The sequence below is a fragment of the Paracoccus methylovorus genome, from assembly GCF_016919705.1.
Lineage (GTDB): Bacteria > Pseudomonadota > Alphaproteobacteria > Rhodobacterales > Rhodobacteraceae > Paracoccus > Paracoccus methylovorus.
This window is the reverse complement of record NZ_CP070371.1, coordinates 803,704-815,225: the sequence shown is the minus strand read 5'-3', so window position 1 is coordinate 815,225 and position 11,522 is coordinate 803,704. Positions and strand designations below refer to the sequence as shown.

Sequence of the window (11,522 nt, the reverse complement as noted above, 5' to 3'; positions counted from 1 at the left end):
GCTCATCACGCCGCCGCCTCCAGCAGCGCCAGCGCCCGATCCATGGAGATGTTGAGCGCGTCGGATATATCGGCCAGCGAATAACCCTGCCGCTTCAACATGCCGATCATCTCTTGCCGCGCCCGGTCGGCGGGCTTGAGCCGCGTTACCTTCGGGGCATCGGGTTGAGCGCTGGACAACTGGTCCACCCTGACGACCATCGCGCCGGGATACGGGAGCAGGGCGCGTTCCATCGCCGCGCGCTTGTCGGCGGCACGAATCACATGGCTGACGGTGCCGGCTTCGGTCTCGACCGTGATCTGGAATTTCGGAAGGCTCATTGGGATTTCCTTTCCCGGCGCTCGATCTCCTCAGTCAAAAACTTTTGCAGGGAGGTCAGGCGCGCGGCGCCGAAGTGGGGCAGGAAAGCCAGCCCCACAAAAATCATGATCATCCCTGTCACCAGGGTCTTGAGCATCGAGAGCGCGAGGATCATCCCCTGCCCTCCATGAAATCCATGAACCGGCGCCCGGCCAGCGCGACCACATCGCCCGATGGGCGGTTCGCGCCGTTCCACCAGTTCAGTGCTGTCTGGAAGGTCACGCCGAACGCGACCGATACCTCTTCGGGATTGCGGTAGTTCGCCCGGATGAAGTCCGACCAGAACGTGGCGAAGCGCGCGCGAAATGTGCGCGGTTCAAAAACTTTGGGAAAAGACATTTGAGTTGATCCTGTGCTGTTGTTCACCTGTGCAGAGCGAACAAGACGAGCATTTTGATCAGAGGGGGCGGCGTTCATCGCGTCGCCCCCTCGGGGGTTTTCGTGACCGGAATGAAGCTGAACAGATGTTCCGGGCAATCGATTCCCGCTTGGTCGCACAGCTCTTTCACAGCGAAGAACCAGCGCGCCGGAAACCGGTTATCGACGGCGGCATTGCTTACGGCGGTCGCGCCAACTCTGACGGCTGCCGCAATGTTCGCGCGGCCAACCTTGTCGCAGATGCTGGAGGCGGTAGGGGTGGCGTTCTTATCCATGCCACCACATTAGTTCAGATTATCTGGACTTTCAATGTTCAGATCGTCGTTGGTTCAATTTTTCTGAATTGCAGAGAATACTCGCGCCATGGACATTGAAACCAAAGCAAAACTCGCCCGCCTTAATGATATGGGCTTGGAGGCAACCGCGATCCGCCTGCGGGCAGCATTCGTTGCCTCTGGTCTGCAACAGCAGAAGGACCTGGCGAGCGCAGCGGGCATTTCAAAAACTGTCCTAAGCAACGCGATGGCCGGCTCAACCTACCCAAATCGCGACCTCATGAAATACCTCTTCCGGGCTCACCGGATCGACTTCCAGTTCATGATGAACGGCGATTTCGCTCAGCTTCCGGGCGACGTTCAGGATCGGCTCTTCCCCGCACTCGAAGCCGCAACCAGTGAATGGGATCGAAAAGAAAGTTCAAGCTGACACCGAAGGAGCGAGCTATCCGCGCCACCATGAACATCACCTTCGACATGCCTACCCCCGATTCCTCTCTCCACGCGAGAACATTAGGCGAACATTCGCCCATACGGCGACCTGACGAAAAGGACAGGTGAAACGTGATAAGATCATTTTTGGCTATTGCGGGCGCGGCCTTGGCGATTGGCGCCGCATTGGCTTTTACCAGTGTTGAAGATCCGTTCTATGGCAGCGATACCGAAAGCGTCTGGATTGCATTCCTGCTGTTCCTCGTTGGGACGGCAATTTCGCTCTGGGCTGCACGCCCAGCACTTCATGGATGCAGTAAACTACTCGCGGCATGGACCGACATGAAACGCGCCGAAATTCAGGCCCGCCACGGCTCCTTGACCGCTCAAGGGCGAGAAAGGGACAACCCATGACCCCCGCTGACCGCGTAGCCGCGCTCAAGGCCGAATTGGCCGAGACGCAGGACGCCGGGGCCGCGCTGGTGGTGCTGACGATCCAGTCCATGGGCGCAACGCCGGAGCAGATGGCGCGGATTGCGGATGAGTATCAGGGCATCGCGGACGGGCGGCAGCGCAGCCGGATCACGGGCGTCATCGCGCGGAAGGTAGCAGAGAAGCTGCGGAAGGTGAGTGAGGGGTGAGGGAATGAGTGATATTGCTGCCGGTGCGTTTTCATACGATGGCATTTTGGCCGCGCAACACCGCTTGCCTGCCCGGCATCTTGGCCCCGCACTGGTTGGCTTAGATGCAATCGTTTCTTCACTTTTCGCGGCGCTGGAGACTGGAGTCGTCCAGCTTAAAAAACCGCGTGAAACCACTTTAGTTCTGACTGTTGGTGAACCTCGAGCGGGCAGTTACGAACTGACTTGGATTGCTCAAGTCGCCCCCAGCTTGTTGCCGCTATGGCCTCACTTTTCGGACGCTATCCAAGCCAATCTTGTAGAACACTTTGTGAACTATGTTATGCTTTGGTTCGGCGGCAGACGGCGAGAAGCAGACCTCCTGATGGACAAGATGATTGATCTTCTGGCGGCCGAGCGCGTGCGGGACCATGATGACAGGCAGCGCGAGCGCGAAGCAATATACGCTGATCGTCAACGAGAGCGTGAAAGCATCCGCGCGCTGCTGCACCAGCAAGCCTTAGCGTTGCATGGAGCCGCAAAGTTCGCGGTTACTCCGGTGGGGAGATCCGCCTCATCGTTCTCAACATCATCAGGTTACGGCGATGCAACGCAGGTTGATGAAGCAACAGCAGATGCGATCCGAGCTAAAGAAGAACTTGAGGTCAGCGACCTCCTAGAAATGACATTTCGCGTTGAAGGTCTGCGGGATCAACGACGGACAATGTTCGTGTATGACCCCGAAGATGATGGCCGGGTCTTCCCTGTTGTCATCGCTGACCCCGCTTTCGACCAACCCGGGAACAATTACAAGCGCGCCTATGCCGAGGGCTTAACGATTACATTGACGGGCAAGACCACCAGGGCGGTTGATGGCCCCATAAAAACCTTCCACGCAATAAGCGCTAGGCTGGCTCAACAGTCGCAAGCGTAGTTTCGGCACCGTCTCCCCCACCTTCTTGTTTCCCACCCCAGCCCCGCCCCGCGCGGGGCTTTTCCATGCGCCGAAGCCTGGCGCTGGCAGGGGCAGGATAGCACGGGCGAATCGCACCAGTCCAATTAATCTGAACTTTCTATTTGACAGTCCATTTTATCTGAACTATCTTCATCTCACGGCTACGAAGAGGCAACCCGCCGATCTGGCCCCCGCAGATGAGGAACCCACCCATGAAATTACACCTCGCCCTTGCAGCCCTGCCGCTTGTCGCGGCTTGCGCGCAATCCCCGTCATCCATCCAGCCGGTGAGCTACGGCAATGCGTTCGCCGCGGTCTCCTGCAATCAGGCCCGTGCCGATCTGACCGCCGAGCGCCAGACGCTGGCCGCGCTGGAAAGCAAGCAGAAGGGCGCCGTTGCCGGCGATGCCATCGGGGTTTTCCTGCTCGGCATCCCCGTCTCCTCACTGACCGGCGGTGACGTGGCCGGCCACATCGCGGCCAGCAAGGGCAAGGTGCTTTCTCTGGAAGCCCGCCTCGCCACCTGCGCCAGCTAAGGAGCCAGAGCGATGAAGGGCCTGAATCTTGAGAACTGCGCCGTCTGGGGCTCGATCTTCGCCCTGGTCATCGCCTTCTGGGTCTTGGTCGCCGTCTTTGGCGTCCCGTTCGCCAAGCACCTCGTCCAGACCGCGACGCAACGCCCCGCCGCCTGTGCCGGCCTCAACGGCTGGGACTGCGTGGCGATGGTGGAGGACCGCTGATGGCCTTCCAGTTCGCGCCTTACCACATCCCCCCGCATGACGGCAGCGAGGATATCTCGGACATATGGACCGAGGAAACCGACCCCGAGAATGAGCGTGGCGAGTGCTGCGAAGCGTTCTTCGACGACGAGGTGAGCGGCATCGGCTGCCACTGCGCCCTGATCGCGATCCGCGTCACCGGCGGCATGGGGGATGACCTCTGGTCGCTCAACCTGCCACGGGACATCGCGCTCAAACTGCTGAACCCCATGACCGTCACGCGGCTGGAGCGCCTTCGCGCCGACCGCCTCGACGAAGAATAGCCCGAACCGGCCGGCGCCTCCCCTCCTCCCAAGCCGGCCGCCCTGCCCCTGCGGCGATCCTCCTCCCAGCCGCAGGGGCGACAGTTTAGAAAGGTGTTTGTGATGATCCGACAGCCCACCAGCAAGGCCGCCCAGTATGATTTCTGGCGTCGCACGGTGGCCGGTGAGCGTGTCCCGCGCTTCGAAGACGGGCCGGAGCCGGGTTTTTACAAGCGCCGCATGGTGCGCGGCGGGCCGTTCGTGCCCGTGGAAATCTGGCTGGTGCAGGAAATCGACCCCATTACGGGCGAGTTGACCGCCGACGAACGGTTCGAGGCGATCTGCAATGGGCAGCTTTGCGACCCTATGGCGGTCTGGACCTACTGCCGGGCGATTTCAGCCGAAGAATACGACGCCCTGACCGGAGTCCGCGAACGCATCCCCGATATGGCCGTGATCGAAGCGGCCTTGGACCTTGGCCGAATGGCCGCAATCCGACCCTAGAAGGACTTGGAAAATGAACGACATGAGCGTGTCGGGCTTGGGGCATAACAACCCCCCGCCCTACGACCCGGAAACGACGGCGGCCCTTGAGGCCCGCGTGCGCGAACTGGCCGATGCCGGCAAAGCTTGGCTAGAGCTAAAGCGGATCACCGACGAAGAGCAGGCCGGCAAACTGAACGATTTCACCGGCCAATGCCGCGCCGCATATAAAGAGATCGAAGACGCTCGCAAAGCGGCCAAGGAACCGCACCTTGAGGCTGGCCGTCTCGTGGATACCAAGTTCAAGACCCTGACCGGGCCGCTTGAGACGCTGGGCGCATCGCTCAAGAAGATGCTGAGCGAATATGCAGCCGAAAAACAGCGCAAGCTGGACGAGCAGAAGCGACTGGAGCGTGAGGAAGCCGACCGGAAAGCGGTTGAGGCCGAACGCCTGCGCAAAGAGGCCGAGGCGAGCAACGATGTGATCGCCAAGGCAGAAGCAGCGGCAGCGGCCGAGGCGGCCGAGAAGGCCCAGAAGCAGGCCAACAAGGAAACTCGCGCCAGAATCGCCAGTGGCACTGGTGGCGGCAGAACGATGTCCACACGCATCACCTATCGCGCCAGCATCGGCGACGACAGCGCTGCCCGCCGCGCGTTCAGTTTCCTGCTGTTCGATGCTGATGGCCGCGCCGCGCTGATCGCGGAAATGGAACGCCTCTGCACTGCGGCGCGGCGGCGCAAGGACGGCCCGACCGAAATTCCGGGCGTCAACTGGATCGAAGAAAGGACCGTTTCCTGATGAGCAGCCACACCCCCGCAATCCGCCCCTCGTCCGCCGTCGGCGTGACCCCTGCCCCCACTCTGGCCCTCATGGACCCGGTGCAGTTCGAACAAATGCAGCGCGTCGGCAAGATGCTGGCGCTGTCGCCCCTGTTCCCGGCCCATCTGCGAACCGGCAGCGAGCCCGAACGGATCGCCAACGGTGTTCTGGTGATGAACATGGCCGTGCGTCTGCGCGAGGACCCTCTGACCGTCGCACAGAATATCTATTTTGTCGGCGGTCGTCCCGGCTGGAATACAACCTACATGATCGCCAAGGCAAACATGCACGGCGTGTTCAAGGACCCGATCGATTGGGAAGTGACCGGTAAAGGCGACAGCCTGTCGGCAACGGCATTCGCTGTCCTGGCTGGCACCGGCAAGCGCGTCCAGATGACCGCCGATATGGAGATGGCGAAAGCCGAAGGCTGGACGAAGAACGCGAAATACAAGTCGATCCCCGAGACGATGCTGCGCTATCGCAGCGCCGCCGCGCTGATCCGCATGTATTGCCCCGAGGTGATGATCGGCATCCCAGCCGGGATCGAGGTCGAAACCGAAATGCGCGACGTGACCCCAAGCCGGGCACAAGAAGTCGCGCGCAGCATCGAGGCCGAACCAGTCGATGTTTCCTCGGCCGAGATCGTGGACGCGGAAACCGGCGAGGTGCAACAAGCCGAAGAACAGCCCACCGAAGTGAAAGAGCCCGAAAAGACCACCGCGCCGCGCCGCAAGCAAACCCCGCGCACCGACAGCACACCTTATACTGAGGGCGGGCCGAAGGCCGGGGAACAGGCCGCAATGGATATGGGCGAGCCCGACCCAACAATTGCCATCCTTGCCGACAATATCGATGCGGCGATCAGCGCCGACCTGAGCGACGGGGCTGGGCTGGCCGATACGCTGGACATGTATTCCGCTCAGCTCGACCAGATCCGAGTTGTCGACCCCGCGAGACACGCCGAGATGATTGCCTCCTACGAAGCTTTCGCAGCCGAACACTAATCCCTGCCCGCGCCCTTCGTCGCTGAGGGCGTGGCAACTTCCCGGCTGGCCGGTTCGCCAGAGCCAGCCGGGCTTTTTCCAAAGGAGACAGCCATGTCAGACGATAACACCTATTCCGTCGCGGCCGACGAGTTGCGCCAGTTCGTGGAGCGCATCGAACACCTTGAAGGTGAAAAGAAAGACATCTCGGAGCAGATCAAAGAGGTCTATACCGAAAGCAAAGGCCGGGGTTACGACGGCAAGGCGCTGCGCGAAGTGGTCGCCCTGCGCAAGCGGGACAGGGATGAAGTAGCCGAGCAAGAGGCCATCGTGGACATGTATAAGTCCGCGCTGGGGATGGCGTGACCATGCCCGACACCCCTCACCAGCCCGACGGTGGGCCTGCGTTTACGTCAACACATGAACGAGCACCCTCATATACGGGCATGAGCTTGCGCGACTGGTTCGCCGGTCAGGCGCTGGCCGGCATCCTCGCCGGTCACTTCGCAGACACCATTCCACATGACGATATCAGCGGAGGCGGACAAGCGGCATATTTCGCCTACCAATACGCCGACGCCATGCTGGCCGCTCGGGAAGGCGGTGCGGCATGACCAGCATCTTAGAGAAAAACAGCGGGCCTGAATACCACAGCACCACGACGCTTAGGGCTATCCGCGCTGCGTCACCATGCGATGAAGGCTGGATCAAGCTTCTCAAGCATCTCGGCAAGACCAAGGCTGACGACGAGCCGCTGGATTTGCTGACCGTGCTCAACAGCAACGGACTGGATGATGCGCTGTGGGTGCTTAGCTACGGCGCGCCTGACTGCGAAAGGCTGGCCCGGCATTACCAAGCATGGTGCGTTGACCAGGTGCTGCCGATCTTCGAAGCCGAGTGCCCCAATGACAGCCGCGTTCGCGACCAGATCGCCATGCTTCGAAACGACGATGCCACTTATGAAGAGCGTGAAGCAGCACGGGCCGCAGCATGGTCCGCAGCACGGGCCGCAGCAGGGGACGCAGCATGGGCCGCAGCATGGTCCGCAGCATGGTCCGCAGCACGGGCCGCAGCACGGGCCGCAGCAGGGGACGCAGCAGGGGACGCAGCATGGGCCGCTCAAGGGCGCCAGTTGCGTAAGATGCTCACCCTCCACGTCCGCGAAGTCATCGACGGGGAGGATAACGCATGACCACCACCCCAACCGTGGCCGATCTGGTGGCCGTGAACCTGTTGCCCTGCCCGTTTTGCGGTGGCCCGATGGAAGATCGGGGATACGGCGCTGTCCACCTTGACCCTCAAAAATGCCCGATTGGTGATCTGGCCGTTGATATTGCCCGCTGGAACACCCGCGCCCTTTCGCCCGCCGCAACGGAGCCGGCAGGAGAGGCGGAGCCGGTGGGATGCGGGCTGCCGTGCGGTTACGACTGCAATGGGGCCTGTTTTGACCCGTCCCAGCCCAGCGAAGCAGTCGCGCAGGGGCCTGATGCTGTTCGTCACTCTTTTGACGGGGATGGTTGGCTATACTCTGACCATGGCAACGGAAGCGACTGGCTCAAGCGGGCAATGCTTTACCCTGATGCAGAACCCCTCTACGCAGCACCCCCATCCCCCGTGACGGTGGAAACGGAGGACCTGCATGACTTTGCAACGCACCGAGAAGCATGGCGTCACGCCCTCGAGCTATGCAAAGACAGGTCGTATGACATTGCCGACGTGACCTATTGGGAACACGAATTGCGGGCGTTTGATCGTGCCTTTATTGCCCTCCGCGCCCTAGCCGGGGAGAATCGTGATGACTGATACGAAAGCCCCCGAGCGGATTTGGGCCTTTGAGGACTACCCCAGCCGCCGCGCGGAACCCAGATCGGGCTGGTGGATTGATGAACAGTCCGAGTGCCCAGAAGGATCGCCGGGATACATCCGCGCCGACCTGCACGACGCCCTCGCCAAGCAGCGGGATAAGCTGGCGGCGGAAATCGAGCGGCTGACCGCACATGCGGAAAGCGGATGGGCGCAGTCTCGGTATTGGATGGACCGCTATCATGTAGCGGCGGACGAGCGCGATGCCGCCTTGGCCCGCGAGGCGGCGGTGATTGAGGTGGCAGGAAACACGGCTGCGGAACGCTGCGCAGCCTGTGGAGCGAGCGATATTAGCTCATTGGTTCGAGAGTATATCCGCCGCTTGACGCCGATCGACGCCCAAGCCGCGCTGGACAAGCTGATCGCGGATGCGCGGTCGGATGGGATCAAGGATACAATGGAACTCCTACGCAGACAGATTAATAGTATGCGCCTGAATGTGGGAGCTTGGTTAATATCAGATGTGCCAGAGGCTATTAATGACACTCTGGATGACATCCTCGCCCTTATCAACGAGCCGCAGGAGGGAGATAAATGAGCGATTGTCTGACCTCAATTAGAAAATCCGCCATCAGCCGGGTCGCGCTGCAAGAAGCTGTCAATCCTCACCAAGCCCGGCAGATCTCCCTCACACTTTTCGGCAAATACGAACCAATCTCCCGCGACAAGGTAGTTGCAATTCTGGGCGAGGAAGCTGCAGCCAAACTGGATGCAATTAGAGCTGCCATAGCCGAATTTCACGAGGCCACCCATGACTGACGACGCGAAGCTGAGAGAGCCGAAGGAGGGCTGGCAATGATCGTCCAATCGGAATGCGCCAATTATTATGGCTACGGTCGCCTACATTCTGCGGGACGCAATGGCGACCCCATGGACAACGGGGCGGATTGCCATGTTTGCGGCGGCTCGGGCGTTGTTGACATCAATCCCGCCGATGAAATTGAGGATTGGATGGAGGTAGAGGATGAGTGATCCGAATATTGCTCATGCCGCTTGGCAGGTCGGACAAAGCGCCACGGTCCTCGCGCAGGAAATCGCTGGATACCACGCCACATGGTTCAGCGTCTTGAAGCCCAAGCTGACAAAGGACGGCAATATGTGGTGCGCTCTGCATGGGGCCGACTTGCAAGAAGGTATCGCCGGGTTCGGCCCTACCCCGGCCAAGGCGCTACTGGCCTTCGAGGCGGCAATGTGCAGCGAGAGCGGTAGCCATGTAATCGAAAGGCACCCCATGACTGAAGACGCGAAGCTGATAGAGCGGCTGCGGGAACGGGCAGAAGACGAGCGAAAAATACAGCGCAACAATCAAGCGGTGGCGGATGCCTTAGCTACTCAAATGGACGCCTTTGCGCGGCAAGACGGAACGCACAATAATTTTGCGGTGCGTCTCGGATACCAGCATAAGAGCTGCGCTGAAAATGATGCCCAGCTTGCCGCCGATTGGGATGATGCCGCCGCCCGCCTCACTGCGCTGATCGCAGAGAACGAACGGCTGCGGGAGGCGCTGCGGAGGATCGAACAAATATCCGCAAGTCAGGATAACGGCACGCTCTACGAGAACGACACCATAGGATGGCATATGGCACTGGATGATGCGGTTGACGTCGCCCGCGCCGCCCTATCCGGCGATGAGGGAGGGGTGTGATGCAGGACGAAATCGACACCTTGGAATTGCAGCGGCTGTTGGAAAGCCATGAACGCCACCAGTCCGTAACCTTGGCGGTATCAGCATGGCTGCTGAAGGGTTCCGTCCCGGAAGAGCTGTTTGACGCCTTTAATTCGGCAGACCAACACGCGCTGCCTTTACTGCAGCGGCTTGCGCCGCTTCTGGCCCGTGAAGTTTTGGCCCACCGCGCCGCACAGGACAGGGAGGGGTGAGCATGATCTATGCCACACCATCATGCTCATGCTGCGGCGCAACGCGGAGCAGCTGGCTTATGCAAGCGCATTATGGCCGCTGGATATGCCCAGAATGCCAACGCCCGGTAACAACCATGGCAGATATTCTGCGCAAGCAGGGTGAGCAAATAGGCCGCAGGATGCCTGCCGCACAGGACAGGGAGGGGTGAGCGTGGCACAGGTCCAGCCGCTTTTCGTCAGTGAAAGAACTGCCGCCAAGTTGCTCGACATGAAGCCCAGCGAGTTCATGTCGCTGGTAAATGCCGGCGCCCTGCCCCGCGCCGTTCGGCATAATCGCTGGGACGTGGCAGAATTGCAGGCCATCATGAGAGGCACCAAGATCAAGCCCAGTGAGGAATTCAAACTGTGAGGAAGGAGCGCAAGCCTTATGTCACATGCAAGACGGCTGGCGGCAAAGACCGCTGGTATTACCGGCTGACATGGACTGAGGACGGCAAGCAAAAGGATCGTTACATACCCCTGTCTGGAGAACCGGGCAGCATCGAATTCGACCGCTCCTATTGGGCAATCCGATCCGGTGAAAGCCCTGCCGTGAAACCCCAGGAAAAGGAGACGTGGCGCGAACTGGTAACCGCCTATCGCTCCAGCGCGAAGTTCAAGAAACTCGCCCCGCGCACACGCAAATCCTATAACGACACGATTGAGTGGATACTGGCGGCCAATGCGTCAAAGCCCGTCATCCGCCTGACTAAGCAGAAGCTTCGAGAAATGCACGTGAAGTATGCCGACACGCCTCGCAAGGCTGACATGCTGGTGCAGATCGTGTCAATCCTGACCAATTTCGCCCGCAAGACGTTGGATTGGACCATACCGAACCCGGCTGAGGGGCTGGATCTTTATGGAAAGCAGCGTGAATATGAGCCTTGGCCAGATTGGTTGGTTTCCAAGCTGGTAGATGCGCCCCTAACCGTCCGAAGCGCCGCCGAACTTATCCTTGGGACGGGGCAGCGGCCGGCCGCTGCTATAGCGATGCGCCGCGATCAGTTCAGGGGCATATGGATGACGGTGACAGATGAGAAGGGCGACGAGAGCTATGATATCTATTGCCCGGTCCCCCTACGTGATTATCTCGCCGCCCTGCCCATAGAGGGACAGCACATCATCCCGCGCAACCTGACGCAGCCGCTCAAATACGACGCTGTGGAAAAAGCGTTCCGATCTTGGCGCGCAGACCTAGGGGGCAGAGCCAAACCATATTCACTGCACGGCCTACGCAAGTTGGCCATCGTAAGGCTTGCTGAGGCGGGATGCACGGACGCTGAAATTCAGGCGATTACGAATCAATCGCCCCAAACCGTCGCCTACTATCGCAAGCGTGCGAATCGGAAGAAACTGTCCAGAAACGCTATGGAACGGGACGAAAACAAAACATGAAACTGGGAAACGGTCTGGGAAAACCAAATGGGTGGAAG

Annotated in this window: 25 protein-coding genes; 21 read left to right on the top strand and 4 right to left on the bottom strand. The window is 60.2% G+C overall.

All coding sequences use genetic code 11. The features are described 5' to 3' along the window. Positions 1 to 5: 5 nt before the first annotated feature. From JWJ88_RS17255 to JWJ88_RS17240, 4 genes are all read right to left on the bottom strand, one after another. Complete coding sequence (locus JWJ88_RS17255; RefSeq protein ID WP_205295682.1) at positions 6 to 320, bottom strand: hypothetical protein; 315 nt, start codon at positions 318 to 320, stop codon at positions 6 to 8. Next, entirely contained in the window at positions 317 to 475 is a 159-nt protein-coding gene (locus JWJ88_RS17250) for a hypothetical protein (protein WP_205295681.1), read from the bottom strand. Before JWJ88_RS17250 ends, JWJ88_RS17255 begins: the two co-directional genes overlap by 4 nt. Further along, positions 472 to 699 carry a hypothetical protein gene (locus JWJ88_RS17245; RefSeq protein ID WP_205295680.1) on the bottom strand — a complete coding sequence of 76 codons (228 nt, stop codon included), beginning with the start codon at positions 697 to 699 and terminating at the stop codon, positions 472 to 474. The genes JWJ88_RS17250 and JWJ88_RS17245 overlap by 4 nt, the downstream gene beginning before the upstream one ends. 74 nt (positions 700 to 773) lie before the next feature. Then, complete coding sequence (locus JWJ88_RS17240) at positions 774 to 1,013, bottom strand: hypothetical protein (protein WP_205295679.1); 240 nt, start codon at positions 1,011 to 1,013, stop codon at positions 774 to 776. Positions 1,014 to 1,101: 88 nt separating this feature from the next. Here JWJ88_RS17240 and JWJ88_RS17235 point away from each other — a divergent pair, with 88 nt between their 5' ends. The 21 genes from JWJ88_RS17235 to JWJ88_RS17135 all read left to right on the top strand — a co-directional run bounded on the left by JWJ88_RS17235 (position 1,102) and on the right by JWJ88_RS17135 (position 11,484). Continuing rightward, entirely contained in the window at positions 1,102 to 1,443 is a 342-nt protein-coding gene (locus JWJ88_RS17235) for a helix-turn-helix domain-containing protein (RefSeq protein WP_205295678.1), read from the top strand. Between the two features lie 134 nt (positions 1,444 to 1,577). Next, a complete protein-coding gene (locus tag JWJ88_RS17230) occupies positions 1,578 to 1,859 on the top strand; it encodes a hypothetical protein (protein WP_205295677.1) in 282 nt (93 codons plus the stop codon). After that, entirely contained in the window at positions 1,856 to 2,086 is a 231-nt protein-coding gene (locus JWJ88_RS17225) for a hypothetical protein (RefSeq protein ID WP_205295676.1), read from the top strand. Before JWJ88_RS17230 ends, JWJ88_RS17225 begins: the two co-directional genes overlap by 4 nt. A 4-nt stretch (positions 2,087 to 2,090) precedes the next feature. After that, positions 2,091 to 2,999, top strand: coding sequence for a DUF7946 domain-containing protein (locus JWJ88_RS17220; protein WP_205295675.1), 909 nt, complete (start codon positions 2,091 to 2,093; stop codon positions 2,997 to 2,999). Between the two features lie 233 nt (positions 3,000 to 3,232). After that, the gene (locus JWJ88_RS17215; protein ID WP_205295674.1) at positions 3,233 to 3,556 is read left to right on the top strand and encodes a hypothetical protein; all 324 of its coding nucleotides are present in this window, start codon (positions 3,233 to 3,235) and stop codon (positions 3,554 to 3,556) included. A gap of 12 nt (positions 3,557 to 3,568) precedes the next feature. Further along, positions 3,569 to 3,760: a hypothetical protein gene (locus JWJ88_RS17210; RefSeq protein ID WP_205295673.1), complete on the top strand. Its 192-nt coding sequence runs from the start codon at positions 3,569 to 3,571 to the stop codon at positions 3,758 to 3,760. Then, positions 3,760 to 4,062, top strand: a complete 303-nt coding sequence (locus JWJ88_RS17205) for a hypothetical protein (RefSeq protein WP_205295672.1) — start codon at positions 3,760 to 3,762, stop codon at positions 4,060 to 4,062. Before JWJ88_RS17210 ends, JWJ88_RS17205 begins: the two co-directional genes overlap by 1 nt. A gap of 102 nt (positions 4,063 to 4,164) precedes the next feature. Further along, the gene (locus JWJ88_RS17200; RefSeq protein ID WP_205295671.1) at positions 4,165 to 4,545 is read left to right on the top strand and encodes a hypothetical protein; all 381 of its coding nucleotides are present in this window, start codon (positions 4,165 to 4,167) and stop codon (positions 4,543 to 4,545) included. Between the two features lie 97 nt (positions 4,546 to 4,642). Next, on the top strand, positions 4,643 to 5,323 hold the full coding sequence (locus tag JWJ88_RS17195) for a hypothetical protein (protein ID WP_205295670.1): 681 nt from the start codon (positions 4,643 to 4,645) through the stop codon (positions 5,321 to 5,323). Then, positions 5,323 to 6,348: a hypothetical protein gene (locus tag JWJ88_RS17190; protein ID WP_205295669.1), complete on the top strand. Its 1,026-nt coding sequence runs from the start codon at positions 5,323 to 5,325 to the stop codon at positions 6,346 to 6,348. The genes JWJ88_RS17195 and JWJ88_RS17190 overlap by 1 nt, the downstream gene beginning before the upstream one ends. A gap of 93 nt (positions 6,349 to 6,441) precedes the next feature. Beyond that, positions 6,442 to 6,693, top strand: coding sequence for a DUF2312 domain-containing protein (locus JWJ88_RS17185; protein ID WP_205295668.1), 252 nt, complete (start codon positions 6,442 to 6,444; stop codon positions 6,691 to 6,693). Between the two features lie 86 nt (positions 6,694 to 6,779). Beyond that, positions 6,780 to 6,941, top strand: a complete 162-nt coding sequence (locus JWJ88_RS17180) for a hypothetical protein (RefSeq protein WP_205295667.1) — start codon at positions 6,780 to 6,782, stop codon at positions 6,939 to 6,941. Further along, a complete protein-coding gene (locus tag JWJ88_RS17175) occupies positions 6,938 to 7,519 on the top strand; it encodes a hypothetical protein (protein WP_205295666.1) in 582 nt (193 codons plus the stop codon). The genes JWJ88_RS17180 and JWJ88_RS17175 overlap by 4 nt, the downstream gene beginning before the upstream one ends. Beyond that, the gene (locus JWJ88_RS17170) at positions 7,516 to 8,130 is read left to right on the top strand and encodes a hypothetical protein (RefSeq protein ID WP_205295665.1); all 615 of its coding nucleotides are present in this window, start codon (positions 7,516 to 7,518) and stop codon (positions 8,128 to 8,130) included. Before JWJ88_RS17175 ends, JWJ88_RS17170 begins: the two co-directional genes overlap by 4 nt. Then, positions 8,123 to 8,728 carry a hypothetical protein gene (locus tag JWJ88_RS17165; protein ID WP_205295664.1) on the top strand — a complete coding sequence of 202 codons (606 nt, stop codon included), beginning with the start codon at positions 8,123 to 8,125 and terminating at the stop codon, positions 8,726 to 8,728. The genes JWJ88_RS17170 and JWJ88_RS17165 overlap by 8 nt, the downstream gene beginning before the upstream one ends. Further along, entirely contained in the window at positions 8,725 to 8,949 is a 225-nt protein-coding gene (locus tag JWJ88_RS17160) for a hypothetical protein (RefSeq protein WP_205295663.1), read from the top strand. The genes JWJ88_RS17165 and JWJ88_RS17160 overlap by 4 nt, the downstream gene beginning before the upstream one ends. 36 nt (positions 8,950 to 8,985) lie before the next feature. After that, entirely contained in the window at positions 8,986 to 9,162 is a 177-nt protein-coding gene (locus tag JWJ88_RS17155) for a hypothetical protein (protein ID WP_205295662.1), read from the top strand. Beyond that, positions 9,155 to 9,835: a hypothetical protein gene (locus JWJ88_RS17150; protein ID WP_205295661.1), complete on the top strand. Its 681-nt coding sequence runs from the start codon at positions 9,155 to 9,157 to the stop codon at positions 9,833 to 9,835. Before JWJ88_RS17155 ends, JWJ88_RS17150 begins: the two co-directional genes overlap by 8 nt. Next, a complete protein-coding gene (locus JWJ88_RS17145) occupies positions 9,835 to 10,068 on the top strand; it encodes a hypothetical protein (RefSeq protein WP_205295660.1) in 234 nt (77 codons plus the stop codon). The genes JWJ88_RS17150 and JWJ88_RS17145 overlap by 1 nt, the downstream gene beginning before the upstream one ends. Before the next feature lie 193 nt (positions 10,069 to 10,261). Next, on the top strand, positions 10,262 to 10,459 hold the full coding sequence (locus JWJ88_RS17140; protein ID WP_205295659.1) for a hypothetical protein: 198 nt from the start codon (positions 10,262 to 10,264) through the stop codon (positions 10,457 to 10,459). Further along, positions 10,456 to 11,484, top strand: a complete 1,029-nt coding sequence (locus JWJ88_RS17135) for a tyrosine-type recombinase/integrase (protein ID WP_205295658.1) — start codon at positions 10,456 to 10,458, stop codon at positions 11,482 to 11,484. Before JWJ88_RS17140 ends, JWJ88_RS17135 begins: the two co-directional genes overlap by 4 nt. Positions 11,485 to 11,522: the final 38 nt, after the last annotated feature.